The 26,326-nt window shown below is 61.6% G+C and carries 18 protein-coding genes, 2 tRNA genes and 1 pseudogene; 19 read left to right on the top strand and 2 right to left on the bottom strand.

Annotation, left to right across the window (positions count from 1 at the left end; all coding sequences use genetic code 11):
- The first annotated feature begins 42 nt into the window (after positions 1-42).
- From hflK to AB4O09_RS27745, 6 genes and pseudogenes are all read left to right on the top strand, one after another.
- On the top strand, positions 43-1,215 hold the full coding sequence (hflK, locus tag AB4O09_RS27770) for an FtsH protease activity modulator HflK (protein WP_003197228.1): 1,173 nt from the start codon (positions 43-45) through the stop codon (positions 1,213-1,215).
- The gene (gene hflC / locus AB4O09_RS27765; RefSeq protein ID WP_003197230.1) at positions 1,215-2,084 is read left to right on the top strand and encodes a protease modulator HflC; all 870 of its coding nucleotides are present in this window, start codon (positions 1,215-1,217) and stop codon (positions 2,082-2,084) included. Before hflK ends, hflC begins: the two co-directional genes overlap by 1 nt.
- Positions 2,085-2,409: 325 nt before the next feature.
- Positions 2,410-3,597, top strand: coding sequence for an ATP phosphoribosyltransferase regulatory subunit (locus tag AB4O09_RS27760; protein ID WP_003197238.1), 1,188 nt, complete (start codon positions 2,410-2,412; stop codon positions 3,595-3,597).
- A gap of 54 nt (positions 3,598-3,651) precedes the next feature.
- Positions 3,652-4,944, top strand: a complete 1,293-nt coding sequence (locus AB4O09_RS27755) for an adenylosuccinate synthase (RefSeq protein ID WP_003197240.1) — start codon at positions 3,652-3,654, stop codon at positions 4,942-4,944.
- 487 nt (positions 4,945-5,431) lie between these two features.
- Positions 5,432-6,172 (top strand): annotated as a pseudogene (locus AB4O09_RS27750) (HAMP domain-containing protein); the annotation flags it as partial.
- Positions 6,146-7,030 carry a methyl-accepting chemotaxis protein gene (locus AB4O09_RS27745; RefSeq protein WP_394351213.1) on the top strand — a complete coding sequence of 295 codons (885 nt, stop codon included), beginning with the start codon at positions 6,146-6,148 and terminating at the stop codon, positions 7,028-7,030. The pseudogene AB4O09_RS27750 and the gene AB4O09_RS27745, both read left to right, overlap by 27 nt.
- Before the next feature lie 216 nt (positions 7,031-7,246).
- Here AB4O09_RS27745 and AB4O09_RS27740 read toward each other — a convergent pair.
- Both AB4O09_RS27740 and AB4O09_RS27735 read right to left on the bottom strand, forming a co-directional pair.
- Positions 7,247-7,333, bottom strand: a tRNA-Leu gene (locus AB4O09_RS27740).
- A gap of 175 nt (positions 7,334-7,508) precedes the next feature.
- A tRNA-Leu gene (locus AB4O09_RS27735) sits at positions 7,509-7,595 on the bottom strand.
- Between the two features lie 226 nt (positions 7,596-7,821).
- On the opposite strand from AB4O09_RS27735, the gene rnr reads away from it, so the two are divergent.
- The 13 genes from rnr (at position 7,822) to AB4O09_RS27670 (ending at position 26,245) form a co-directional block, all read left to right on the top strand.
- Positions 7,822-10,458 carry a ribonuclease R gene (rnr, locus tag AB4O09_RS27730; RefSeq protein ID WP_003197244.1) on the top strand — a complete coding sequence of 879 codons (2,637 nt, stop codon included), beginning with the start codon at positions 7,822-7,824 and terminating at the stop codon, positions 10,456-10,458.
- On the top strand, positions 10,455-11,213 hold the full coding sequence (gene rlmB, locus AB4O09_RS27725) for a 23S rRNA (guanosine(2251)-2'-O)-methyltransferase RlmB (protein WP_003197246.1): 759 nt from the start codon (positions 10,455-10,457) through the stop codon (positions 11,211-11,213). The genes rnr and rlmB overlap by 4 nt, the downstream gene beginning before the upstream one ends.
- A 306-nt stretch (positions 11,214-11,519) precedes the next feature.
- Positions 11,520-11,948 (top strand): 30S ribosomal protein S6, encoded by a 429-nt coding sequence (gene rpsF / locus AB4O09_RS27720; RefSeq protein WP_003186395.1) that lies wholly within the window; start codon positions 11,520-11,522, stop codon positions 11,946-11,948.
- A gap of 28 nt (positions 11,949-11,976) precedes the next feature.
- Entirely contained in the window at positions 11,977-12,207 is a 231-nt protein-coding gene (gene rpsR / locus AB4O09_RS27715; RefSeq protein ID WP_002551829.1) for a 30S ribosomal protein S18, read from the top strand.
- A gap of 36 nt (positions 12,208-12,243) precedes the next feature.
- Entirely contained in the window at positions 12,244-13,134 is an 891-nt protein-coding gene (locus tag AB4O09_RS27710; protein ID WP_013692134.1) for a YybS family protein, read from the top strand.
- Between the two features lie 18 nt (positions 13,135-13,152).
- Positions 13,153-13,599: a 50S ribosomal protein L9 gene (gene rplI / locus AB4O09_RS27705; protein ID WP_003197251.1), complete on the top strand. Its 447-nt coding sequence runs from the start codon at positions 13,153-13,155 to the stop codon at positions 13,597-13,599.
- 117 nt (positions 13,600-13,716) lie between these two features.
- Entirely contained in the window at positions 13,717-15,114 is a 1,398-nt protein-coding gene (gene dnaB, locus AB4O09_RS27700; protein ID WP_003197253.1) for a replicative DNA helicase, read from the top strand.
- Positions 15,115-15,316: 202 nt separating this feature from the next.
- Positions 15,317-17,617 carry a YgiQ family radical SAM protein gene (locus tag AB4O09_RS27695; RefSeq protein WP_013692135.1) on the top strand — a complete coding sequence of 767 codons (2,301 nt, stop codon included), beginning with the start codon at positions 15,317-15,319 and terminating at the stop codon, positions 17,615-17,617.
- 199 nt (positions 17,618-17,816) lie between these two features.
- Positions 17,817-18,743, top strand: a complete 927-nt coding sequence (locus AB4O09_RS27690; RefSeq protein WP_003197263.1) for a hypothetical protein — start codon at positions 17,817-17,819, stop codon at positions 18,741-18,743.
- Positions 18,740-19,201, top strand: coding sequence for a hypothetical protein (locus AB4O09_RS27685; RefSeq protein WP_003197265.1), 462 nt, complete (start codon positions 18,740-18,742; stop codon positions 19,199-19,201). Before AB4O09_RS27690 ends, AB4O09_RS27685 begins: the two co-directional genes overlap by 4 nt.
- Before the next feature lie 174 nt (positions 19,202-19,375).
- A complete protein-coding gene (locus tag AB4O09_RS27680) occupies positions 19,376-22,666 on the top strand; it encodes a transglutaminase family protein (RefSeq protein WP_013692136.1) in 3,291 nt (1,096 codons plus the stop codon).
- Positions 22,667-22,865: 199 nt separating this feature from the next.
- Entirely contained in the window at positions 22,866-25,352 is a 2,487-nt protein-coding gene (locus tag AB4O09_RS27675; RefSeq protein ID WP_003197269.1) for a circularly permuted type 2 ATP-grasp protein, read from the top strand.
- Positions 25,352-26,245 (top strand): transglutaminase family protein, encoded by an 894-nt coding sequence (locus AB4O09_RS27670; RefSeq protein ID WP_003197271.1) that lies wholly within the window; start codon positions 25,352-25,354, stop codon positions 26,243-26,245. The genes AB4O09_RS27675 and AB4O09_RS27670 overlap by 1 nt, the downstream gene beginning before the upstream one ends.
- Positions 26,246-26,326: the final 81 nt, after the last annotated feature.

Here is a 26,326-nt window from a genome sequence, read left to right as displayed (position 1 = left end):
CGCGCCGTGGGTGCGTCTTTGCTTTATCAGATGGAGAGCGCTATGGCTTGGAATGAGCCGGGTGGCAACTCGAATAATCAGGATCCTTGGGGTGGCAAGCGTCGTAACAACGGCGACCGCAAGGGGCCGCCGGATCTCGACGAGGCCTTCCGAAAGCTGCAGGAAAGCCTGAACGGTTTGTTCGGTGGTGGTAAAAAACGCGGTGACGAGGGTGGCGGTCGTCCGGGCAAGGGCGGCGGTTTCGGCCTGCTCGGCATCGGTCTGGTCGTGCTGGCGGCTGTCTGGCTGTACAGCGCGGTCTATGTCGTGGACGAGCAGGAGCAGGCCGTGGTGCTGCGTTTCGGCAAGTACTACGAGACGGTTGGGCCGGGCCTGAATATCTATTTCCCGCCGATCGACCAGAAGTACCTGGAAAACGTCACGCGTGAGCGGGCGTACACCAAGCAGGGCCAGATGCTGACCGAAGACGAGAACATCGTCGAAGTGCCGCTGACCGTGCAATACAAGATCACCAACCTGCAGGACTTCGTGCTGAACGTCGACCAGCCGGAAACCAGCCTGCAGCACGCGACCGAAAGTGCCTTGCGCCATGTGGTGGGTTCCACCGCCATGGACCAGGTGCTGACCGAAGGTCGTGAACTGATGGCCAGCGAAATCAAGGAGCGCCTGCAGCGGTTCCTCGATACCTATCGCACCGGTATCACCGTCACCCAGGTCAACGTCCAGAGCGCGGCAGCCCCGCGTGAGGTCCAGGAAGCCTTCGACGACGTGATCCGTGCCCGTGAAGACGAGCAGCGTTCGCGCAACCAGGCCGAAACCTATGCCAACGGCGTCGTGCCGGAAGCCCGTGGTCAGGCCCAGCGCATCATCGAGGATGCCAACGGTTACCGTGACGAAGTGGTCTCCCGTGCCAAGGGTGAGGCTGATCGCTTCACCAAGCTGGTGGCCGAATATCGCAAGGCTCCAGAAGTCACCCGCGAGCGTCTGTACCTGGACACCATGCAGGAAGTCTTCAGCAACACCAGCAAGGTCCTCGTGACCGGCAACAAGAACGGCCAGAGCAATCTGCTGTACCTGCCGCTGGACAAGATGGTCGAGAGCGGGCGCAACACCAGCGCGCCGGCGACCAGTTCGGCGGCCGCCAGCAATGAAGCCAACGCTCGTGCGGCGGCGGACCTGCAGCAACAGCAAGCACGTACCAGGGAGAGTCGCTGATGAGCAATAAATCGCTGATCGCCCTTATTGTCGGTGTCGTCGTGGCGATCGCTGCCTGGAACTGCTTCTACATCGTGGCTCAGACCGAGCGTGCGGTGTTGCTGCAATTCGGTCGCGTGGTCCAGGCTGATGTCCAGCCGGGGCTGCATGTGAAGGTGCCGTACGTCAACAAGGTGCGCAAGTTCGACGGCCGCCTGATGACGCTGGATGCGCCGACGCAACGCTTCCTGACGCTGGAAAAGAAAGCCGTGATGGTGGATGCCTATGCCAAGTGGCGCGTGAAGGATGCCGAGCGCTTCTACACCGCGACCTCGGGCCTGAAGCAGATCGCCGACGAGCGCCTGTCCCGTCGTCTGGAATCGGGCCTGCGTGACCAGTTCGGTAAGCGCACGCTGCATGAAGTAGTGTCCGGTGAGCGTGATGCGCTCATGGCCGACATCACCCGTTCGCTGAACACGATGGCGGAAAAAGAGCTGGGTATCGAAGTGGTCGATGTCCGGGTCAAGGCCATCGACCTGCCGAAGGAAGTGAACCGCAGCGTGTTCGAGCGGATGAGCACCGAGCGTGAGCGTGAAGCCCGCGAGCACCGCGCCAAGGGTAACGAGCTGGCCGAAGGCATCCGTGCCGACGCCGATCGTCAACGCCGTGTGTTGCTGGCCGAAGCCTATCGTGAATCGGAAGAGGTCCGTGGTGATGGTGATGCCCAGGCCGCTGCGATCTACTCCAAGGCTTATGGCCAGGATCAGGAGTTCTACGGGTTCTACCGTAGCCTGCGTGCCTACCGCGAAAGCTTTGCGAACAAATCCGACGTCATGGTCCTGGACCCAAGCAGTGACTTCTTCCGCTACCTGGAAAAGGCCAAGCCTTGATGCGACGTTGACCTGAGGCACTCCGCCCGGCGGCTAAAGCGTCGGGCGGGGTGATCCTTTGGGAAAACGTGTGTATGATGCGGCAGCCGGGAAATTCCCGGCTTTTTTGCGTCTGCACGTTCGATTGCGGTTCACAGGTGCAGGCGTCGGGTTGAACGACTCGACAGGTTTTTCGAGGGAAGTGCTGGGCGAGGCCGATTGCGGGCCATTCGTCACGTCGCTCTTGCGCGTTTTTTGCCCATGATGCGCGCCTGGCGCAGGCATTTTCTGCTTCACTCAAGGCCAGCCCGAAAGCTGGCCGCCCGGACCATAGGGGAATGGCGTAATGGCAACGGTAGACCGCTGGCTGCTGCCAGATGGCATCGAAGAAGTACTGCCACCGGAAGCTGCGCGTATCGAAGTAGCGCGTCGGCAGGTGTTGGATCTGTTCCAGAGTTGGGGTTACGAGTTCGTCGTCACCCCGCATATCGAGTACCTGGAATCCCTGCTCACCGGCGCGGGCCAGGACCTGGACCTGCGCACCTTCAAGGTTATCGACCCGCAGTCGGGCCGGCAGATGGGCTTTCGTGCCGACATCACGCCGCAAGTGGCGCGCATCGACGCCCACACCCTGCGCCGTGAAGGTCCGAGCCGCCTGTGCTACGCCGGCAGTGTGCTGCATGCCCAGCCGCGTGCCTTGTCGTCTTCGCGCAGCCCGATCCAGTTGGGCGCCGAGTTGTATGGCGACGCCAGCCCGAGCAGCGACGTAGAAGTCATCAGCCTGATGTTGGCCATGCTGCAACTGGCTGACGTGCCGGATGTCCACATGGACCTGGGGCATGTCGGCATCTATCGCGGCCTGGCCCGTGCGGCCGGTTTGTCCGGCGAAGTGGAGCAACAGCTGTTCGATGCCCTGCAGCGCAAGGCCATCGACGAAGTCATCAGCCTGACCGAGGGCCTGCCGGCCGATCTGTCGGACATGCTGCGGGCGCTGGTGGGCCTGTGTGGCGGACGTGAAGTATTGGCCGCTGCCCGTGAACGCCTGGCCCATGCGCCGGCGCCCGTGTTGGCGGCGCTGGACGACTTGCTGGCGATTGCCGAGCGTCTGTCGGTGCGTTTCCCCGAGTTGCCGTTGTATTTCGACCTGGGTGAGTTGCGCGGTTATCACTACCACACGGGTGTCGTGTTCGCCGTGTTCGTCCCGGGCGTGGGCCAGTCCATCGCCCAGGGCGGCCGTTATGACGACATCGGTGCCGACTTTGGTCGTGCCCGTCCGGCGACCGGTTTCTCTACCGATTTGAAAACCCTGGTGACCCTGGGGCGTGCTGAAGTCGAGCTACCGTCTGGCGGTATCTGGATGCCTGACAGTACGGATGCGGCACTCTGGCAAGCAGTCTGCCAGTTGCGCAGTGAGGGTCAGCGTGTCGTCCAGGCCTTGCCTGGGCAACCTTTGGCCGCCGCCCGTGAAGCGGACTGCGACCGGCAATTGATTCAGCAGAACGGGCTTTGGCAAGTATTGCCGCTGGCTTCTTGAGTTTTCCTGCCGGCCGCGGCCGGCACCAAGTTTGCGCGAATGAGGACAAGTGTTATGGGTAAGAATGTCGTAGTCCTGGGCACCCAGTGGGGTGATGAGGGCAAAGGCAAGATCGTTGATCTGCTGACCGAACATGCTGCCGCCGTAGTGCGCTACCAGGGTGGCCACAACGCAGGTCACACCTTGGTGATCGACGGTGAAAAAACCGTTCTGCACCTGATTCCGTCGGGCGTACTGCGCGAAGGCGTCCAGTGCCTGATCGGCAACGGTGTGGTGGTTGCTCCCGACGCCTTGCTGCGGGAAATCATCAAGCTGGAAGAAAAAGGCGTACCGGTGCGCGAGCGCCTGCGTATCAGCCCGTCCTGCCCGCTGATCCTGTCCTATCACGTCGCGCTGGACCAGGCCCGTGAAAAGGCCCGTGGCGAGCTGAAGATCGGCACCACCGGTCGCGGCATCGGCCCGGCCTACGAAGATAAAGTAGCCCGTCGTGGCCTGCGCATCGGTGACCTGTTCCACCGTGAGCGTTTCGCCGCCAAGCTGGGCGAGTTGCTGGACTACCACAACTTTGTCCTGGTCAATTACTACAAAGAACCAGCCATCGACTTCCAGAAAACCCTGGACGAGTGCATGGAGTACGCCGAGCTGCTCAAGCCGATGATGCTCGACGTCACTGCCGAGCTGCACGAGCTGCGTCGCGCAGGCAAGGACATCATGTTCGAAGGTGCCCAGGGTTCGTTGCTGGACATCGACCACGGTACCTACCCGTACGTCACCAGCTCCAACACCACCGCCGGCGGCATCGCCACCGGTTCGGGTTTCGGTCCGATGTACCTGGACTACATCCTGGGTATCACCAAGGCCTACACCACTCGCGTGGGTTCGGGTCCGTTCCCGACTGAGCTGTTCGACGACGTCGGCGCCTTCCTGGCCAAGCGTGGCCATGAGTTCGGTGCTACCACCGGCCGTGCCCGTCGTTGTGGCTGGTTCGATGCCGTCATCCTGCGTCGCGCCATCGACGTCAACAGCATCTCGGGCCTGTGCCTGACCAAGCTGGACGTGCTGGACGGCCTGGAAACCATCAACATCTGCGTGGGCTACAAGAACCAGGACGGCGCCGTCATCGACGCACCGACCGACGCCGACAGCTACATCGGCCTGGAGCCGGTGTACGAGCAGATGCCGGGCTGGACCGAATCGACCGTGGGCGCCAAGACCCTGGAAGAGCTGCCATTGGCGGCCCGCAACTACATCAAGCGCGTCGAAGAGTTGGTCGGTGCGCCGATCGACATTATTTCGACGGGGCCGGACCGCAACGAAACCATCGTTCTGCGTCACCCGTTTGCCTGATAAGTCGTTGATGTAAAAAACAAAGGCCCCTCGTTTGGGGCCTTTGTCGTATCTGCCTGTCGAACGGCACGACCTTTGCTATGCATCGTTAACAATAAGTACTTCTTTGAAGTGCCATCAATTTAATGGCGTTTAGTAGAGGGATTCCCCTGTGTCGGCCGTTCTCTCACTGTTACAAAGCCGTCTATTGCGGCCTGTGTTCGTTACCCTGGGTATCGCCCTTTTGGTGCAAGTGCTCGTGGCCGTCGCGCTGACCCGAAGCACGGTCACCGCGCTGGAGGCCGAGCTAGGGGTCCGGCTGGGGGTGGATAGTCAGAAATTGTCTGGCGAACTGGAGCAGGCCGGACGCGAGGTCACCTCAAGCCTGGACAGTTTGTCTGCCAGCACTCGTCAGCGCCTCACCGCCGGTTTGTCGACGCGGCTGAAGGACGAGCAGGCGCAGTTGCGCACGACACTCGAGAAATCGCTCAAGGATTCCGCCAATGATATGGCGCAACTCCTGGCCTCGGTCGCGCCACGCGCCATGTGGGACAGCGACATACCGACCCTTTCCGAATTCGCCCGCCGGGCCCAGCGCAACCCTAATGTGTTGTTCGTTATTTATGACGACGCCAGTGGTGAGCACCTGACTCGTTACCTGAACCGGGAAAACCCGATCAACAAGGCGCTGCTGGAGAAAGGCAAGGGCGAGCGAGCGTTGGATAAAGTGCTGGATGCGGCGAAGAGCGACCCCTCGGTGTATTACCTCGAAGCCTCGATCAGCCCCAACGGCGTAGAGATTGGCAAAGTATTGATGGGCGTTTCCACGGCTTCCGTTGAAGCTGACCTGAAGGCGCTGGACCAACGCTTCTTGGCCTTGATCGCCAGCAGCGACCAGTTGGTCGGTGACAGCCTCAAGGGGGCGGCGGCCGACAGCGCCACCGCCATGCGCGGTCGTCTGGAGTCGGCCCAGGCCACCGCCACACAGATGCAGACCAATACCTCTAGCACTGTGCAGGAAGCCGCAGGCACCTTGCGCTGGCGCATCGGCCTGGGCCTGGCGTTGGTGGGCTTCGGCGTGCTGGTGCTGCTGGCCGTGGTGCTGGGGCGTCGGGTGGTCAATCGCTTGAAGTTGCTGATCGCGGCCATGAACGACTTGGCGGCGGGCGAGGGTGACCTGACCAAGCGTGTGCAAATCAACAGCAAGGACGAAATCGGCGACATGGCCTCAGCGGTCAACCGCTTTGTGGATAAGTTGCAACCCATCGTGCGCGAGGCGGGCGATGTGGCCCAGCGTACCGGTGTGGAAATCGGTGCGATGACCTTGCGCAACTCCGGTGCCGATGCGGCGGCCGGGATGCAGCGTGATGAGGTGGCCGAGAGCCTGCGTGCGCTGTCGCAAATGGCGGATGAGGCTCAATCGGAAAGCCAGGCGATGCAGGCGGCTTTGCAGCAGGTGGTGGAGATCCGCCAGGCCACCGATGAAAACACTCGCACTTCGGCCAAGGTCAGTAGCTTGATCGAGGCGTTGGCCGGGCAGGTAGACACCGGGGCGAAAGTGATCGAGCGGCTGGCGCAGCAGAGCGAACAGATCGAAGTGGTGCTGACGGTGATTCACGGCATCGCCGAGCAGACTAACTTGTTGGCCTTGAACGCGGCCATCGAGGCGGCGCGGGCCGGGGAGACCGGGCGCGGGTTTGCCGTGGTGGCGGATGAGGTGCGGGCCCTGGCGAGCAAGACCCAAAGCTCAACGGGCGATATCCAGGCGCATATCGTGGCCTTGCAGCAGGGGGCTCGCGAAGCGGTGGCCGCTATCGGCCAGGCCGGGCGCCAGGCCAGCGAAGGCTTGTTGGTGCTGCGAGACAGCGCGCGGTTGCAGCAGTCGGTGCAGGCATCCGTGGAGCAGGTGCATGCGGCCATCGGCCTGGCGACTCAGGCAGCGGCTCATCAGGCCCAGGGTGCGCAAGCGGTGCGCGGGCGGGTGGAAACCATTCATGCCCAGGCCGAGAAGGCGGCCCAGGCCGTGGTCGAGACCACCGCCAGCGGCAAGGTGCTCGACAACCTGGCGGCGCAGTTGAAGGCAAGCCTGGGGCAGTTCCGGGCTTGATCAGGCTGCTAGGCTGGCCTCATCGCGAGCAAGCTCGCTCCCACAGGTGATTTTTAGTGGATACAGATTTTGTGTCCGGCATGAATCCCTTGTGGGAGCGAGCTTGCTCGCGATAGCGATGTCAGCGGCTCAGATATATTCCCAGAGGCCAGAAACGCAAAAACCCGCTTTCGCGGGTTTTTGTGAGGTTCAAGGCCGTAACCTTGAAGCTTGAATTGGTGCCCAGAAGAAGACTCGAACTTCCACGACCTTGCGGTCACCAGCACCTGAAGCTGGCGTGTCTACCAATTTCACCATCTGGGCAGCATCTTCAGCGTTGCCGCTGTTGATGTCGCGCACTATACGGAGCGCATTTTGATCTGTAAACCCCTGTTTTTGTTTTAGTAATTGCCAAACGCAATTGCAGGGGCAAAAATGCAAAAACCCGCTTTCGCGGGTTTTTGTTGAGCATGCAGGTCATTGACCTGTTGCTCGAAATTGGTGCCCAGAAGAAGACTCGAACTTCCACGACCTTGCGGTCACCAGCACCTGAAGCTGGCGTGTCTACCAATTTCACCATCTGGGCAATATCGACATCGTGTGTACGTCGTCGATGGCGCGCACTATACGGAGCGTCTTTTTAACTGTAAACCCCTCCTGAGAAAAAAACCGCTAAATTTCACGAGCGGTGCTTTTCCGGGCTTCCAAGGCGGGCCAAATGACTTTAGAAAAGCGATCGGATGCTTGAAATTTCCCGTTTCATTAAGCCTATGCCAAACTAACCCGCATATAGACAAGGTGAAAACTCTCTAATGGCCGATTGGCAGTCCCTCGATCCCGAGGCCGCTCGTGAAGCGGAAAAATATGAAAACCCTATTCCTAGCCGCGAACTGATCCTGGCGCATCTCGCCGATCGGGGGTCGCCTGCTAGCCGCGAGCAGTTGGTCGAAGAGTTCGGTCTGACCACCGAGGACCAACTCGAAGCCCTGCGCCGCCGTCTGCGCGCCATGGAGCGCGACGCTCAACTGATCTACACCCGGCGCGGCACCTATGCGCCGGTGGACAAGCTCGACCTGATCCTGGGCCGCATCGCCGGTCACCGTGACGGCTTCGGTTTCCTGATCCCGGACGACGGCAGCGACGACCTGTTCATGAGCCCGGCGCAAATGCGCCTGGTGTTCGACGGTGACCGGGCCCTGGCCCGTGTTTCCGGCCTGGACCGTCGTGGTCGCCGTGAAGGCGTGATCGTCGAAGTGGTGTCCCGTGCCCACGAGTCCATCGTCGGCCGTTACTTCGAAGAAGGCGGTATCGGTTTTGTTGTGCCGGATAACCCGAAGGTCCAGCAGGAAGTGCTGATTACCCCGGGCCGTAATGGCGCCGCCAAGGTGGGTCAGTTCGTCGAGGTGAAAATCACCCACTGGCCAACTGCGCGCTTCCAGCCACAGGGCGATATCGTTGAAGTGGTCGGCAACTACATGGCGCCGGGCATGGAGATCGACGTCGCGCTGCGCACCTACGACATCCCTCACGTCTGGCCCGAGGCTGTGCTCAAGGAAGCCGCCAAGCTCAAGCCGGAAGTTGAAGAGAAAGATAAAGAAAAACGCATCGACCTGCGCCATCTGCCGTTCGTCACCATCGACGGCGAAGATGCCCGCGACTTCGACGATGCGGTCTACTGCGAAGCCAAGCCTGGCAAGCTGCGCCTGTTCTCCGGCGGCTGGAAGTTGTTCGTCGCGATTGCCGACGTGTCCAGTTACGTGAAGATCGGTTCGGCCCTGGATAACGAAGCCCAGGTGCGCGGCAACTCCGTGTATTTCCCTGAGCGCGTGATCCCGATGCTGCCTGAGCAGCTGTCCAACGGGCTGTGCTCGCTGAATCCGAAAGTCGACCGTTTGGCCATGGTGTGCGAGATGACCATCTCCAAGACCGGCGAAATGACCGACTACCAGTTCTACGAAGCGGTGATCCACTCCCAGGCGCGCCTGACCTACAACAAGGTCAGCACCATCCTGGAAACGCCGAAGACTAGTGAAGCCAAGACCCTGCGTACCGAATACGCTGGCGTGGTGCCGCATCTCAAGCAGCTGTACTCGCTGTACAAGGTATTGCTGGGTGCCCGTCACGTGCGTGGCGCAATCGATTTCGAGACCCAGGAAACCCGGATTGTCTTCGGTTCCGAGCGCAAGATCGCCGCAATCACCCCGACGACCCGTAACGATGCGCACAAGCTGATCGAAGAGTGCATGCTGGCGGCCAACGTAGCCACCGCGGAATTCCTCAAGAAGCACGAGATTCCTGCGTTGTACCGCGTGCACGACGGCCCGCCGCCGGAGCGTCTGGAAAAGCTGCGCGCCTTCCTCGGCGAGCTCGGCCTGTCCCTGCACAAAGGCAAGGACGGCCCGACGCCGAAGGACTACCAGGCACTGCTGGCCAGCATCAAGGACCGTCCGGATTACCATGTGATCCAGACCGTGATGCTGCGCTCCCTGAGCCAGGCGGTTTACAGCGCCGACAATCAGGGCCACTTTGGCCTGAATTACGAAGCGTACACCCACTTCACCTCGCCGATCCGCCGTTACCCGGACCTGCTCACGCACCGCGCGATCCGCAGCGTGATCCATTCCAAGCAGAACACCCCGCACGTCAAGCGCGCCGGTGCCATGACCATTCCGAAGGCACGGATCTATCCGTACGACGAAGCGGCCCTGGAACAGTTGGGCGAGCAGTGCTCCATGAGCGAGCGCCGCGCCGACGAAGCCACTCGCGACGTGGTGAACTGGCTCAAGTGCGAGTTCATGAAAGACCGCGTGGGCGAGTCGTTCCCAGGCGTGATCACTGCAGTGACAGGCTTTGGTTTGTTTGTCGAGCTGACCGACATCTACGTCGAGGGCTTGGTGCACGTCACCGCCTTGCCGGGTGATTACTACCACTTCGATCCTGTGCACCACCGCCTGGCGGGCGAGCGCACCGGTCGCAGCTTCCGTCTGGGCGACACCGTGGAAGTGCAGGTCATGCGCGTCGACCTCGATGAGCGCAAGATCGACTTCGGAATGTCTGACAAGCCCGCCGAAGCACCGACTGGCCGTAAAAAGCGTGGCAACGAGACCGCAGCGCCTGCGACCAAAGGTAAGGGTAAAGGTGCTCCTGCAAAAACCGCGGAGCCTGAGCCAGCCAGGGCCGGTCGCCGTTCGTCTGTCAAGGACAAGGCTCCCGAGGCCTACCGCCCCAGCGACGCTGCGGCGAAAAACGCCGAACTGCGCAAGAGCCGCGAGTTGAAGCAGCAGTTGCTCAACGAAGCCAAAAGCGGTGGTAAAGCGGCGTCTGGGGGAAAGTCCCACGGGGCGGAAAAACCGTCGAGCAAGCCAAGTAAACACCGTAAAGGCCCGCCAAAAGCGGGTTCGGCCCCCGCGAAAAGCGGCGGGTCGCGCAAACCTAAGGCCAAGTCATGAGTCTGGAAAAAATCTACGGCGTGCACGCCGTAGAAGCACTGCTGCGTCACCACCCTAAACGTGTCAAGCAAGTATGGTTGGCGGAAGGTCGCAGCGAGCCGCGTGTGCAGGCGCTGGTCGAACTGGCCACCCAAAACAAGGTTGCCATCGGCCAGGCCGAGCGTCGTGAAATGGACGTGTGGGTCGAAGGCGTTCACCAGGGTGTGGTTGCGGACGTAAGCCCGAGCCAGGTCTGGGGCGAGGCGATGCTCGACGAACTGCTCGATCGCACCGAAGGCGCGCCCCTGCTGCTGGTGCTGGACGGCGTGACCGACCCGCATAACCTCGGCGCCTGCCTGCGTTCGGCGGATGCGGCGGGTGCGTTGGCGGTGATCGTGCCTAAAGACAAGTCGGCAACCCTGACGCCGGCTGTGCGTAAGGTCGCCTGCGGCGCGGCGGAAGTGATTCCACTGGTGGCGGTGACCAACCTGGCGCGTACCCTGGAAAAACTCCAGCAGCGCGGCTTGTGGGTGGTTGGCACGGCGGGTGAGGCCGAGGTCAGCATTTATGACCAGGACCTGACGGGCCCGACGATCCTGATCATGGGCGCCGAAGGCAAGGGCATGCGCCGCCTGACCCGCGAGCACTGCGATTACCTGGTCAAGCTGCCGATGGCCGGTAGCGTCAGCAGCCTTAACGTTTCGGTCGCGACCGGTGTGTGCCTGTTCGAAGCGCTGCGCCAGCGCAGCGTCAAGGCTTCCGCCAAAAAGCCTTGATCTTGTTGTAACCCCTGTGGGAGCGAGCCTGCTCGCGATAGCGGTCTGACATTCGGCATCTATGTTGAATGAGATACCGCTATCGCGAGCAGGCTCGCTCCCACATTGGGTTTGTGTCTGGATGAAGATCGGCGGTTGTTCAAATAATCGCCAATTGCCTTGCACCTCCCTCGGCCCTTCTCTACAATTGCGCCCCTTGCTGTGATGGCAGGCACTTATGTGTCTAGCGTCCACAAGTCCATAAGTGTCATTCACTCCTTGTCTGACCGTTTTTGAGCGGCAGGCTACAACCCGTAAGGAGCATTCATGCGTCATTACGAAATCATCTTTTTGGTCCACCCGGATCAAAGCGAGCAAGTCGGCGGCATGGTTGAGCGTTACACCAAGCTGATCGAAGAAGACGGCGGCAAAATCCACCGTCTGGAAGATTGGGGCCGTCGTCAACTGGCCTACGCAATCAACAATGTTCACAAGGCTCACTACGTGATGCTGAACGTTGAGTGCACTGGCAAGGCCCTGGCCGAGCTGGAAGACAACTTCCGCTACAACGATGCAGTGATCCGTAACCTGGTCATCCGTCGCGAAGAAGCCGTCACCGGCCAATCCGAGATGCTCAAGGCTGAAGAAAACCGCAGTGAGCGCCGTGAGCGTCGCGACCGTCCTGAGCACTCTGACAGCGCCGATGGCGATGACAGCGATAGCGACAGCGACAACAGCGATAACGCTGACGAGTAATCCACGGACCTTTTAAGGAGCCAATCACATGGCACGTTTCTTCCGTCGTCGTAAATTCTGCCGCTTCACCGCTGAAGACGTGAAAGAGATCGATTACAAAGATCTCAACACTCTGAAAGCCTACGTATCCGAGACCGGCAAAATCGTTCCAAGCCGTATCACCGGTACCAAAGCTCGTTATCAGCGTCAGCTGGCCACCGCTATCAAGCGCGCCCGCTTCCTGGCCCTGCTGGCCTACACCGACAGCCACGGCCGCTGAGACCGGGCAGTCGACGAGTAGTAAGGGATTGAATGCATGCGCGCCTTAGCTGACTTCATCATGCGGGGACGTGTGCAGGCCACGTTGGTTGTGGCCGGATCCGCGGCATTGCCGCTGTTGTTCTGGTTGAGTGCCGCCGCTGGGTGCCTTGTGCTCCTGCGGCGCGGTTCGGACGCCTTGAGCGTCCTGGGTATCGGGATGTTGTCAGCGTTGGTGAGCTGGTACTTCCTGAAGGACCCGACAACACTTTTGGTGTTGCTCGGGGCTGGTGGCCTGGCGTTGGTTCTGCGCGCCGGACATACCTGGAATCGCGTGCTGCTGTGCAGCGTGGCCGTGGGGTTGTTGTGTGCGGTGAGCCTGGGAACTGTATTCAGTTCCTTCATCGAGTCACTGGCGCAGACGTTCGAAGACGTCCTGCCGCTGGCGATGGGTGGGGTCTACGAGACATTCTCGGCAGACCAGAAGGCGTTTTTCATCGCCCTTAGCGCTCCGCTGATGATCATCTCGATAGCGTTATCGTCGCAGATCTTTAGCGTGCTGTGCCTGATCCTTGGGCGCTATTGGCAGGCGTTGTTGTATAACCCCGGTGGTTTCGGTCGCGAATTTCGCGCCATCCGATTCCCCAAGAGCGTGGCGCTGTCACTGCTGGCCGTCATGTGTGTTGCTCCGTTTTTCGGACTGCATGCACTGATCCTGTTGCCGTTGTGCAGTGTACCGCTGGTCTTCGCCGGCCTGGCCCTGATTCACGGGCTGGTGGCGCAGAAACGACTGGCCACTTTCTGGCTGGTGGGGTTGTACGTGACGTTGTTGCCTTTCATGCACTTGCTCGGTCCGTTGCTCGTGGTCATGGCCATCGTTGACAGCCTGATTGATTTTCGCGGTCGTATGGCGTCGAAAGACGCCGACAACGCGAACGGTGAAGGTTAAAAGTTAGAGGATTTTCACATGCAACTGATCCTTCTGGAAAAAGTCACCAACCTGGGCAACCTGGGTGACAAAGTAAACGTTAAGGCCGGTTACGGTCGTAACTACCTGCTGCCTTACGGCAAAGCCACCGCTGCGACCGCTGCCAACCTGGCTGCGTTCGAAGAGCGTCGTGCTGAGCTGGAAAAAGCTGCCGCAGACCGTAAAACCTCGGCTGAAAGCCGTGCTGCCCAACTGGCTGAGCTGGAAGTGACCATCACTGCCACCGCTGGCGACGAAGGCAAGCTGTTCGGTTCGATCGGTACTCACGACATCGCTGACGCACTGACCGCCTCCGGCGTTGAAGTTGCGAAAAGTGAAGTTCGTCTGCCGAACGGCACCATCCGCAACGTAGGCGAATTCGACGTAGCCGTGCACCTGCACGCCGAAGTTGAAGCCACCGTACGCGTTGTCGTGGTAGCAGCCTAAGCAACACCTGTCGGTTGGCACCCTCGGGTGCTTGCCGGTAACATCGGGCACGATCCTGTTTACAGGTCGTGCCCTTTGTCTTTCTGCAATTCCTGATTTTCATAACCAGAAGTGGCCATGAACGAAATCACCGCTCCCGAGCAATACGATCTGCAAACCGCTGCCCTGAAGGTGCCTCCGCATTCCATCGAGGCCGAACAGGCCGTGCTCGGTGGCCTGATGCTGGACAACAACGCCTGGGAGCGTGTGCTCGATCAAGTCTCCGACGGCGATTTCTACCGGCATGACCACCGTCTGATTTTCCGTGCGATCGCCCGTCTGGCCGATCAGAACATGCCGATCGACGTCGTGACCCTGGCCGAGCAATTGGACAAGGAAGGGCAGACGTCCCAGGTCGGCGGCCTCGGTTACCTGGGCGAACTGGCGAAAAACACGCCGTCGGTCGCCAACATCAAGGCCTATGCCCAGATCGTGCGCGAGCGGGCGACCTTGCGCCAATTGATCGGCATCAGCACCGAAATCGCCGACAGCGCCTTCAACCCGGAAGGCCGCACCGCCGCCGAGATTCTTGACGAAGCCGAACGGCAGATCTTCCAGATCGCCGAGGCCCGCCCGAAAACCGGCGGCCCGGTCAGCGTCAACGACCTGCTGACCAAGGCCATCGATCGCATCGACACCTTGTTCAACACCGACAACGCCATCACCGGCCTGTCCACCGGTTACACCGACCTCGACGAGAAGACCAGCGGCCTGCAACCGTCCGACCTGGTCATCGTCGCCGGCCGTCCGTCCATGGGTAAGACCACCTTTGCGATGAACCTGGTGGAAAACGCCGTGCTGCGCAGCGACAAGGCGGTCCTGGTGTACTCCCTCGAGATGCCAGGCGAATCGCTGATCATGCGTATGCTTTCGTCCCTGGGGCGTATCGACCAGACCAAGGTCCGTTCCGGCCAGCTGGAAGACGACGACTGGCCGCGCCTGACGTCGGCGGTCAACCTGCTCAACGACCGCAAGCTGTTCATCGACGATACGGCCGGTATCAGCCCGTCGGAAATGCGCGCCCGGACCCGTCGCCTGGTGCGTGAGCACGGTGACATCGCGCTGATCATGATCGACTACCTGCAGTTGATGCAGATCCCTGGTTCCAGCGGCGACAACCGGACCAACGAGATTTCCGAAATCTCCCGTTCCCTCAAGGCCCTGGCCAAGGAATTCAACTGCCCGGTGGTGGCACTTTCCCAGTTGAACCGTTCCCTGGAACAGCGCCCCAACAAGCGCCCCGTGAACTCCGACTTGCGGGAATCCGGAGCGATCGAGCAGGACGCCGACGTCATCATGTTCGTGTACCGCGACGAGGTGTATCACCCCGAGACGGAGCACAAGGGCATCGCCGAAATCATCATCGGCAAGCAGCGGAACGGCCCGATCGGCTTCATCCGCCTGGCGTTCATCGGTAAATACACTCGGTTCGAGAACCTGGCGCCGGGTAGCTACAATTTTGACGACGATGAGTAAGCTCTTCATCGTCTGATCCGGCCTCATCGTCGGAACGCCGCCCGGAGCAGGCTCGCTCCCACCTTGGAATACATTCCTCTGTGGGAGCGAGCCTGCTCGCGAAAGGTGCGCCACCAATTTCCGACCATAGCCGTCGGAATTGGTTATTTTTTGTGCTATATTCCGCGCCCGCGATTTTTCATCTTTTATACCGGTTATCGACATGCAAGCAGCCAAGCCGTTATTTGACTATCCCAAGTACTGGGCCGAATGTTTCGGTCCGGCGCCATTCCTGCCCATGAGCAGGGAGGAGATGGATCAGCTCGGCTGGGATTCGTGCGACATCATCATCGTGACCGGTGATGCCTACGTCGATCACCCGTCGTTCGGCATGGCGATCATTGGCCGTTTGCTGGAAGCCCAGGGCTTTCGCGTCGGGATCATTGCCCAGCCGAACTGGCAGTCCAAAGACGATTTCATGAAGCTTGGCGAGCCCAACCTGTTTTTCGGTGTCGCGGCCGGCAACATGGACTCGATGATCAACCGCTACACCGCCGACAAGAAAATCCGCTCCGATGACGCCTATACCCCAGGCGGCATGGCGGGCAAACGGCCGGACCGTGCGAGCCTGGTCTACAGCCAGCGCTGCAAGGAAGCCTACAAGCATGTGCCGATCGTGCTGGGTGGTATCGAAGCGTCGCTGCGCCGTATCGCTCACTACGATTACTGGCAGGACCGGGTGCGCAACTCGATCCTGATCGACGCCTGCGCCGACATCCTGCTATACGGCAACGCCGAGCGGGCGATTGTCGAAGTCGCCCAGCGCCTGTCCTACGGCCACAAGATCGAAGACATCACCGACGTGCGCGGCACGGCCTTCATCCGTCGTGACACGCCGCAAGGCTGGTACGAAGTCGACTCCACGCGCATCGACCGTCCGGGCAAGATCGACAAGATCATCAACCCGTACGTCAACACCCAGGACACTCAAGCTTGTGCCATCGAGCAGGAGAAGGGGCCGGTCGAGGACCCGAGCGAAGCCAAGGTCGTACAGATCCTGGCGAGCCCGAAAATGACCCGCGACAAGACCGTGATCCGTCTGCCATCGGTGGAAAAGGTTCGTGGCGACGCGGTGCTCTACGCTCACGCCAACCGCGTGCTTCACCTGGAAACCAACCCAGGCAATGCCCGCGCCCTGGTGCAGAAGCACGGCGAAGTCGATGTCTGGTTCAACCCGCCGCCCATTCCGATGACCACCGAAGAAATGGACTACGTGTTTGGCATGCCTTACGCACGTGTTCCCCATCCGGCGTACGGCAAGGAGAAGATCCCGGCCTACGAGATGATCCGTTTCTCGGTGAACATCATGCGTGGCTGCTTTGGCGGCTGCACGTTCTGCTCGATCACCGAGCACGAAGGCCGGATCATCCAGAACCGCTCCGAAGAGTCGATCATTCGCGAGATCGAAGAGATCCGCGACAAGGTCCCGGGTTTCACCGGGGTCATTTCCGACCTCGGCGGCCCGACCGCGAACATGTACCGCATCGCCTGCAAGAGCCCGGAAATCGAATCCGCGTGCCGCAAGCCGTCGTGCGTGTTCCCCGGCATCTGCCCGAACCTGAACACTGACCATTCTTCGCTGATCCAGCTGTACCGCAGCGCCCGGGCCTTGCCTGGGGTGAAGAAGATCCTGATTGCCTCCGGCCTGCGTTACGACCTGGCGGTCGAGTCGCCGGAATACGTCAAGGAACTGGTGACCCACCACGTCGGCGGTTACCTGAAGATCGCTCCGGAGCACACCGAGGAAGGCCCGCTCAACCAGATGATGAAGCCGGGCATCGGCAGCTATGACAAATTCAAGCGGATGTTCGAGAAGTACACCAAGGAAGCCGGGAAAGAGCAGTACCTGATTCCGTACTTCATCGCCGCCCACCCGGGCACCACCGATGAAGACATGATGAACCTGGCGCTCTGGCTCAAGGGCAATGGTTTCCGGGCCGACCAGGTGCAGGCGTTCTATCCGTCGCCGATGGCCACGGCCACGGCCATGTACCACTCGGGCAAGAACCCGCTGCGCAAGGTCACCTACAAGAGCGACGCGGTGACCATCGTCAAGAGCGAGGAACAGCGCCGCCTGCACAAGGCCTTCCTGCGCTATCACGACCCCAAGGGCTGGCCGATGCTGCGCGAAGCGCTGACCCGCATGGGCCGCGCCGACCTGATCGGGCCGGGCAAGAACCAACTGATTCCGTTGCACCAGCCGGCCACCGACAGCTACCAGAGCGCCCGTCGCAAGAACTCGACGCCAGCCGGCAGCCACAAGGTGGGCAAGGAAACCACCAAGATCCTGACCCAGCACACCGGCCTGCCACCGCGCGCCAGCGACGGCGGCAACCCGTGGGACAAGCGCGAGCAGGCCAAGGCCGCGGCATTCGCCCGCAACCAGCAGGCCGCCAAGGAACGCAAGGACGCCGCCAAGGGCAAAGGACCGAAACCGGCGCGCAAGCCTGTCGTGCCGCGCTGATCGCCTAGCCACCTCGTAAAACGCCAGCCTAAGTGCTGGCGTTTTGCTTTCTAGCGAGGGTGCTGGCCGTTTGTTATCGTGGCGCCCGCCTTACGGCACGATGGCGGATGCATAGCCTTTGTGGCGAGGGGATAAATCCCCTCGCCACAAGGTTCAGTGTGGACAAAGATTCACCCTCCGATTCTCAAGGACGATTCATATGAGCAGCGCTTCAACGGGCATCGGCATGGACCTGAGTTTCTCCCAGTTCATGGCCCGCAAACGCATCGAAAGCCAGATCAACCTGCCACGCCTGTTTGCTGCCATCGACGCCGATCCTGGCATCGCCGGTGCGGGTGTGGTGTATATCGATTCCGAATACAACGTCGTGACCCTGCGCGAATTCAAGCCGATTTGCAGCATCGCGCCCAAGCGCATCATTCTGCGCGAGGCGAAAAAATACATCGCACCGCAGCAATTCATCGATCAGGTAAAAAGCAGCCCGCGCGAGTCCAAGCTTGGGCTTGAAGCAACCAATGCCGGCTTGTCCTGTGTCGCCGCTGTGATTGGTTGGGTGGTGGTGTTCAGTGGAAGCGTCGCCGTGCCCTTTACGGCGGGGGCAAGTGCCTTTGTCGTTGCCCTGGGCGCCGCTGCCGCGACGGCCAGCACCGCGCAATGCGTCATTGGTGGGATGCGGGTGGCCAATGAGCTGACCAATCCGACCGGCAACGATGAGATGAATGACGCTGACTGGTACAACATCGTGTCGCCGATCCTTGACGGGGTTTCCCTGGTGGGTGTTGGTGGCTCGGCGCTGACGACTGTCCGGCTACTCAAGGCCAACAAAGCGGCCGGCACTGGAAAGAGTTGGTATCAGTTGCTCAAGGGCCTGAATCGGCAAGAGCGAAGCAAGCTGACCAAGGAACTGTTGACGCTCAAGGACCCGAGCCTGACGGCGAAGTTACTCAAGTTGCAGCAACGCGCGGGGGCCATGCCCAAACGTTATTCTTCAGCTGAAATCAGGCACGCGACGCTGACTCAGATAAAGGACTCCCTCGGAGGCGCGCTGGGGATCATTGGCAGTTATACCGGCGAGGGCGCCGTGAAAACGGTTGCCGTCGGCTTGTACGAGGAGTTCACGGAATGATCGGTGGCGGATCGCTGAAGCCATTCCTCGCCCGCTATTTTCCGGTTTTCATGGGGACGATCCTGCTGGGCTGCTTTTCCGGGTCCACGCTGCTTGTGTTGGCCGGGACCACTTATTGGCGTGCCCTGGAGCCGTCAGCCAGGACCGACTATGTCGGGCTCGGTACTTTGGCCCTGGTGATCGTTCTGGTCTCGGGCAACCTCTTGATCGCTCGCGGGCGCGCCTGGGCGGTCTGGTGGGTGGCGGGGTATTTCCTGGCCTGTCTGGCGGCGGTGCTGCCGACGTTCGCTTATCGACCGCATCAGGGCGTGTACCTATTCGCGGTGTTGTTGCCACTGCTGGGGCTCTTGCTGCTCAACAGCAAGCGCCATCGGGAGATGCGCAGCAAACTCGTCGACATCCGCCGCCAACGCGCGCTGATCATCCAGGCCGCCAAGGCATCACGCCCGCGTCGCTGAGTCGATTTGCGCTGCCGGCGCCGCATTTATGTGCATTGCTTTGCAGATGAATTCGGGCAGCGCGCGTTTTTAGTGCTCTACTGCCTTGAGTAGACAAAGAAAGTGTCCGGCCTGCCTGCATGGCATAAGTCTTGCGCCGCTTTCGATAACGCCCAGGCTCGCAGGAGGCACGTCGTGTCGATTCATGTCGCATTGCATCACGTCACGCATTACCGCTACGACCGCGCCGTCGAGCTCGGCCCGCAGATCGTTCGCCTGCGCCCGGCGGCCCACAGCCGCACGCGGATTCTTTCCTATTCGCTGAAGGTTTCACCCGAGCAGCATTTCATCAACTGGCAGCAGGACCCCCAGGGCAACTACCTGGCGCGGCTGGTGTTTCCCGAGAAAACCCGGGAGATGCGCATCGAAGTCGATCTGCTGGCGGAAATGGCGGTGTTCAATCCGTTTGACTTCTTTCTCGAGCCCTACGCCGAAAAGATTCCGTTCGCCTACGCGGCCGACGAGCGCAAGGAGTTGGCGCCTTACCTGGAAACCCTGCCGCTGACGCCGAAATTCCAGGCCTATCTGGACGGCATCGACCGCACGCCGTTGCCTGCGGTGGATTTTTTGGTGGCGCTCAACCAGCGCCTGAGCGAAGACATCAACTACCTGATTCGCATGGAGCCGGGCGTGCAGACCCCGGAGCACACCCTTGAGCACGCATCCGGCTCTTGCCGCGACTCGGCCTGGCTGTTGGTGCAGCTGTTGCGCAACCTTGGCTTGGCCGCGCGTTTCGTTTCCGGTTACCTGATCCAGTTGACTGCCGATGTGAAAAGCCTTGATGGCCCGTCCGGCACCGACGTGGACTTCACCGACCTGCATGCCTGGTGCGAGGTCTACCTGCCCGGTGCTGGCTGGATCGGCCTGGATGCGACATCCGGGTTGTTCGCCGGTGAAGGCCACATCCCGTTGGCCTGTAGTCCCGATCCGTCCTCGGCGGCCCCGATCAGTGGCTTGGTGGAGCCTTGCGAGTGTGAGTTCAGCCACGAAATGTCCGTCGAGCGGGTCTGGGAAGCACCGCGGGTGACCAAGCCTTACACCGACGCACAGTGGCTGGCGATCCAGGCACTGGGGCGCCAGATTGATGCCGACCTGTTGGAAGGCGACGTGCGCCTGACCATGGGGGGCGAACCGACCTTTGTCTCCATCGATGACCCGGATGGCGCCGAGTGGAACACCGCGGCACTCGGGCCGGACAAGCGCCGGCTCTCCGCCGAGCTGTTCCAGCGCATGCGCAAGCACTATGCGCCCAAGGGGCTGGTGCATTTCGGCCAGGGCAAGTGGTACCCCGGCGAGCAATTGCCGCGCTGGTCGCTCAATTGCTATTGGCGGCGCGACGGGGTGCCGATCTGGCACAACAGCGCGTTGATCGCCGATGAGCAGGAGGACTACGGCGCCGATGGCGAACTGGCCGGACGTTTCCTGGCGAGCGTTGCCGAGCGTTTGAAAATTCCTGCGCGGTTCGTGTTTCCGGCCTACGAAGACAACTTCTATTACCTCTGGCGCGAAGGTGCATTGCCTTCGAATGTCACGGCCGAGGACCCACGCCTGGAGGACGCCCTGGAGCGTGCACGGTTGCGCAAGGTCTTCAACCAAGGCCTGGACAAGGTCATCGGCCAGGTCCTGCCGCTGGCCCGCACCGCCAAGGGCGATCAATGGCAAAGCGGTCGCTGGTACCTGCGTGACAGTCACTGCCGCCTGGTGCCGGGGGATTCGCCCCTGGGCTATCGCTTGCCACTGGCGTCCCAGCCTTGGGTGACGGCGGCCGAGTACCCGTTCATCCACCCCACCGACCCGAACCAGGACTTGCCCGAGCTGCCCGGCACCGAGCAACTGGCGCGTCACGGCGAGCCGGCGACCGAGCAGGAGCGTGTCCCGGAGATCGACAAATCCGCCGACTGGCTGACCCGCACGGCTTTCTGTGCCGAGGCCCGCGAAGGTCGGCTGTACCTGTTCATGCCGCCACTGGAGCGGGTCGAGGATTACCTGGAACTGGTCAGCGCCATCGAGGCGACGGCTGAGGAGCTGCACTGTCCGGTGCTGTTGGAGGGCTACGAGCCGCCGAGCGACCCGCGCCTGGGCAATTTCCGCATCACCCCCGACCCCGGTGTGATCGAGGTCAACGTGCAGCCTTCGGCGACCTGGGATGAGTTGGTCGAGCGCACTGAATTTTTATACGAAGAAGCGCGACAGACCCGACTGACCACCGAGAAATTCATGATCGATGGCCGGCACACAGGCACCGGCGGCGGTAACCATTTCGTACTGGGTGGCGCGACACCGGCTGACTCTCCGTTTCTGCGGCGTCCCGACCTGCTGCGCAGCCTGATCAGTTACTGGCATAACCATCCGTCGTTGTCCTACCTGTTTTCCGGATTGTTCATCGGCCCGACCTCCCAGGCACCTCGCGTGGACGAGGCGCGCAACGACGCGTTGTACGAGCTGGAAATCGCTTTCGCGCAAATGCCACAGCCCGGCGAGGAATGCCCGCCGTGGTTGGTCGATCGCCTGTTGCGCAACCTGTTGATCGACGTGACCGGCAATACCCACCGTGCCGAATTCTGCATCGACAAGCTCTATTCGCCGGACGGCGCCACCGGACGTCTCGGCCTGTTGGAGTTGCGTGCTTTCGAGATGCCACCCCACGCCCGCATGAGCCTGGCCCAGCAATTACTGCTGCGGGCGCTGGTGGCGCGGTTCTGGCGCGAGCCTTATGCGCCGGCGAAACTGGCGCGCTGGGGCACCGAGCTGCATGACCGGTTCCTGTTGCCGCACTTTATCGAGCAGGATTTTGCCGACGTCATCCATGAGCTGAACGCCGCCGGCTACCCGCTGCGGGCCGAGTGGTTCGCTGCGCACCTGGAGTTCCGCTTCCCCAAGGTGGGCGATTACGCGGTCAGCGGTATCGAGCTGCAATTGCGCCAGGCCCTCGAGCCTTGGCATGTGCTGGGGGAAGAGGGCGCGGTGGGCGGTACCGTGCGTTATGTGGATTCCTCCCTGGAGCGCTTGCAGGTCAAGCTCAGCGGCCTGGCGCCGCAACGCTACCTGCTGACCTGCAATGGTGTGCCGGTGCCGTTGCAACCCACCGGCCGGGTCGGCGAGTTCGTCGCCGGGGTGCGTTTCCGCGCCTGGCAACCGGCCAACTGCCTGCAACCGACCATCCCGGTGCATGCGCCACTGGTCTTCGATTTGCTCGACACTTGGATGCAACGTTCCGTGGGCGGCTGCCAGTATCACGTGGCCCATCCGGGCGGGCGTAACTACGACAGCCTGCCGGTGAATGCCAACGAGGCCGAAAGCCGGCGGATGGCGCGTTTCTTCCGTATCGGACACACGCCAGGGAAACTTCCGATACCCAGCCTGGCCATGGATGACGAGTTTCCGCTCACACTCGATCTGCGACGCTTTCCAGGGGCTTCAATGTAGGAGCTGTGTAGGAGCTGTCGAGTGCAACGAGGCTGCGATCTTTCCCCAGACACTTGAGTCCCAAGCGAAAGATCAAAAGATCGCAGCCTCCGGCAGCTCCTACAGGGCACGACCCAGCGTCTGGTCACACTCTTCCACCTATCCGGGCGTCATGCGCTTGCGCTAGTCTCACCTTTTATTGCCGTCTGCCGAGCTTTCCATGCCTGACCTGCTTGACCGTTACCCGCTGACGACGGGCACCTATCACGAACTGTTGGACGACAACGGTGCGGTGCGTCCGCACTGGCGGCGGTTGTTCGATCAGTTGCAGCGCAGCACGCCGGCTCACCTGATCCAGCGTCAGGCGCTGCTGGCTCGGCAGATCCAGGAAAACGGTGTCACCTATAACGTCTACGCCGATCCGAAGGGCGCCGACCGGCCGTGGGAGCTGGACCTGCTGCCCCACGTGATCGACCCGCAGGAATGGAAACATCTGTCGGCCGGGATCGCCCAGCGTGCGCGGCTGCTCAATGCGGTTCTGGCCGACCTGTATGGGCCACAGCGGCTGATCAGCGAAGGGCTGCTGCCGGCAGAGCTGGTATTCGGGCACAACAATTTCCTTTGGCCCTGCCAGGGCATTACCCCACCGGATGGCAGCTTCCTGCACTTGTATGCGGTGGATCTGGCGCGCACGCCCGATGGCCGATGGTGGGTCACGGCGGATCGGACCCAGGCGCCTTCGGGGGCCGGTTATGCGCTGGAAAATCGCATGATCGTTTCCCGCGCGTTCCCCGAGCTGTATCGCGACCTGAGGGTGCGCCACCTGTCCGGGTTCTTCCGCACCTTGCAGGAAACCCTGGCACGACAGGCACCCAGCGACGGTGAGTCGCCACTGGTGGTGCTGTTGACGCCGGGGCGGTTCAACGAAAGTTATTTCGAGCATCTTTATCTGGCACGCCAGCTTGGCTATCCGCTGGTGGAGGGGGGCGACCTGACCGTGCGGGACGCCACGGTCTACCTCAAGACCCTCAGTGGCCTGCGCCGGGTCCACGCCATCATGCGCCGGCTCGACGACGATTTCTGCGACCCCCTGGAGCTGCGTACCGATTCAGCCCTCGGCGTGCCGGGACTGCTGGAAGCGGTGCGCCAGGGCCGTGTGCTGGTGGCCAATGCCCTGGGCAGCGGCGTGCTGGAGTCACCGGGCCTGTTGGGGTTCCTGCCGAAGATCAACCAGTATCTGTTCGGCGAGGAATTGATACTGCCGTCCATCGCCACCTGGTGGTGCGGTGAGCCGCCGGTGCTGGCCCAGGCCCTGGAAAAGCTGCCGCAACTGTTGATCAAGCCGGCGTTTCCTTCCCAAAGCTTCACCCCGGTGTTCGGCCGGGACCTGAACGAGGCGCAGCGCGGCCAACTGGCGGCGCGCATGCAGGCTCGGCCCTATGCCTATGTCGCCCAGGAGCTGGCGCAACTGTCCCAGGCCCCGGTCTGGCAGGCCGAAGACGGGCACATCCAGCCTCGGGCCATTGGCATGCGCGTGTATGCCGTGTCCGGGAAGGATGATTATCGGGTGCTGTCGGGGGGCCTGACCCGCGTGGCCGCCGAGGCCGACGCCGAAGTGGTGTCGATGCAGCGCGGCGGCGCCAGCAAGGATACTTGGGTGTTGGGCGAGCAGGCCCCCGGTGGTGAACAATGGACGGCCCAGCGAACCGTAGGCGTCCACGACCTGGTTCGACGCGATCCGTACCTGCCGTCGCGGGTGGTGGAAAACCTGTTCTGGTTCGGCCGTTACTGCGAACGCTGCGACGACAGCGCGCGGCTGCTGCGGATCATGTTGGGGCGTTACGTCGATGGCGACGACCCGCAGGCCCTGCAGTCGGCGGTGTCCCTGGGCGAAAGCCTGATGCTGCTGCCTGAGGAGGGCGAGCTGCACGAGCGTTTGCTGGCGGCGCTGTTGGGGGACGATTGGTCGTTCAGCCTGCGCTCCAACCTGCAGCGCTTGCAGTGGGCGGCCTCGCAGGTTCGCGGCAAGCTGTCCCGGGAGAACTGGCAGGCGCTGGTGGAGTTGCAGCGCGAAGCGATGGAGCTGGAAACCGAGGAGCCGGATTTCGGTGAGTTGCTGGATTTCCTCAATCGGCTAGTGATGTCCCTGGCGGCGTTGTCCGGATTTGCCTTGGACGACATGACCCGCGACGAGGGCTGGCGCTTCTTGATGATTGGCCGGCGCCTGGAACGCTTGCAGTTCCTCAGCAGCAGCCTGGCGGCGTTTTTGCGCAGCGATGCAGTGTTCGACCAGGCTGGGCTTGAGTGGCTGCTGGAACTGGGCAACAGCAGCATCACCTACCGTTCGCGCTACCTGGCTGTGGCGCAACTGATCCCGGTGCTGGACCTGTTGTTGCTGGACGAACAGAACCCCCACGCGGTGCTTTTCCAGTTAAAGCTGGTGGCCCGCACGCTCAAACGCCTGAACGACGATTTTGGCGCACCGAAGGAAACGGCCTTGCCAGAGTTGGTGACGCGTCTTTCTCGCTTTGACTTGCGTTGCCTGGAAAACCCCCTGTTTGGTGAGGCCAGCCTGCGCGCAGCACTTGATGGGCTGGCCGACCTGTTGCAGGAAGTGGCCGATGTCGGTGGCCAGGTATCCGATCGCCTGGCCTTGCGTCATTTCGCCCACGTCGATGACGTCAGCCAACGTACGGTGTCCGTCTGATGAGCGCTCGTTACCAGATACTCCACGACACCCATTACCACTACGACAGCCCGGTGTCCCTGGCCCAGCAGCTTGCCCATCTGTGGCCGCGCGCCTGTGACTGGCAGCGTTGCACCGAACAGCAGTTGCTGATCAGCCCGGAGCCGACGACCCGTCGCGATGAGCAGGATGTGTTCGGCAATCCGCTGACGCGCCTGGCCTTCGAACGCCCCCACGACGAGCTGCTGGTCAATGCTCGCCTGGGCGTCGAGGTGCTGTCTCGCCCCGCGCTGGACTTCAACCTGTCCCCGGCCTGGGAGTCGACCTGCAACGCGCTGACTTACAGCGGCCGGCCACTGGCGGCGCCATTGCTGGAGGCGTGCCGTTTTCGTTTCGAGTCACCGTATGTGCACCTCAAGCGCAGCTTCGTCGAGTTTTCCGAAAGTTGCTTCCCGCCGGGGCGACCGTTGATGGTTGGCGTGCGGGCGCTGATGGAAAAGATTTTCGATGAGTTCACCTTCGATGCCGAAGCCACCCAGGTGGCCACGCCGCTGGTGGAGGTGCTGGAGCGGCGGCGGGGCGTGTGCCAGGACTTCGCCCACTTGATGCTGGCCTGCGTACGTTCTCGCGGGCTGGCGGCGCGTTACGTCAGTGGCTACCTGCTGACCCAGCCGCCACCCGGCCAACCAAGGCTGATTGGCGCCGATGCGTCCCATGCCTGGGTCTCGGTGTATTGCCCGGTATTGGGTTGGGTGGACTTCGACCCGACCAACAACGTCCAGCCGGCCTTGGAACACATCACCCTGGCCTGGGGCCGGGATTTTTCCGATGTGTCGCCGTTGCGGGGAGTGATCCTGGGCGGCGGCAATCATGACCCCGAGGTACGGGTGACGGTGATGCCGCTGGAGTCATGATCGCTGTGTGGAAAATGTGGGAGCAAGCTCGGCTCCCACAGGGTTAGGCTCCCACAGGTTGTGTGTCCTGTGGATGATGAG

Source organism: Pseudomonas sp. H1_F01, from assembly GCF_054681425.1.
Note: the sequence above shows the minus strand (reverse complement) of the source record. Positions and strands in the feature narration are given on the sequence as shown.

Coding starts and splice junctions, on each gene's coding strand:
- rpsF (WP_003186395.1), top strand. CDS start 11,520: ATGCGTCATTACGAAATCATCTTTTTGGTCCACCCGGATCAAAGCGAG.
- rplI (WP_003197251.1), top strand. CDS start 13,153: ATGCAACTGATCCTTCTGGAAAAAGTCACCAACCTGGGCAACCTGGGT.
- AB4O09_RS27760 (WP_003197238.1), top strand. CDS start 2,410: ATGGCAACGGTAGACCGCTGGCTGCTGCCAGATGGCATCGAAGAAGTA.
- AB4O09_RS27745 (WP_394351213.1), top strand. CDS start 6,146: ATGGCCTCAGCGGTCAACCGCTTTGTGGATAAGTTGCAACCCATCGTG.
- AB4O09_RS27695 (WP_013692135.1), top strand. CDS start 15,317: ATGCAAGCAGCCAAGCCGTTATTTGACTATCCCAAGTACTGGGCCGAA.
- hflC (WP_003197230.1), top strand. CDS start 1,215: ATGAGCAATAAATCGCTGATCGCCCTTATTGTCGGTGTCGTCGTGGCG.
- dnaB (WP_003197253.1), top strand. CDS start 13,717: ATGAACGAAATCACCGCTCCCGAGCAATACGATCTGCAAACCGCTGCC.
- AB4O09_RS27710 (WP_013692134.1), top strand. CDS start 12,244: ATGCGCGCCTTAGCTGACTTCATCATGCGGGGACGTGTGCAGGCCACG.
- hflK (WP_003197228.1), top strand. CDS start 43: ATGGCTTGGAATGAGCCGGGTGGCAACTCGAATAATCAGGATCCTTGG.
- AB4O09_RS27670 (WP_003197271.1), top strand. CDS start 25,352: ATGAGCGCTCGTTACCAGATACTCCACGACACCCATTACCACTACGAC.
- AB4O09_RS27690 (WP_003197263.1), top strand. CDS start 17,817: ATGAGCAGCGCTTCAACGGGCATCGGCATGGACCTGAGTTTCTCCCAG.
- rlmB (WP_003197246.1), top strand. CDS start 10,455: ATGAGTCTGGAAAAAATCTACGGCGTGCACGCCGTAGAAGCACTGCTG.
- AB4O09_RS27685 (WP_003197265.1), top strand. CDS start 18,740: ATGATCGGTGGCGGATCGCTGAAGCCATTCCTCGCCCGCTATTTTCCG.
- AB4O09_RS27675 (WP_003197269.1), top strand. CDS start 22,866: ATGCCTGACCTGCTTGACCGTTACCCGCTGACGACGGGCACCTATCAC.
- rnr (WP_003197244.1), top strand. CDS start 7,822: ATGGCCGATTGGCAGTCCCTCGATCCCGAGGCCGCTCGTGAAGCGGAA.
- AB4O09_RS27755 (WP_003197240.1), top strand. CDS start 3,652: ATGGGTAAGAATGTCGTAGTCCTGGGCACCCAGTGGGGTGATGAGGGC.
- rpsR (WP_002551829.1), top strand. CDS start 11,977: ATGGCACGTTTCTTCCGTCGTCGTAAATTCTGCCGCTTCACCGCTGAA.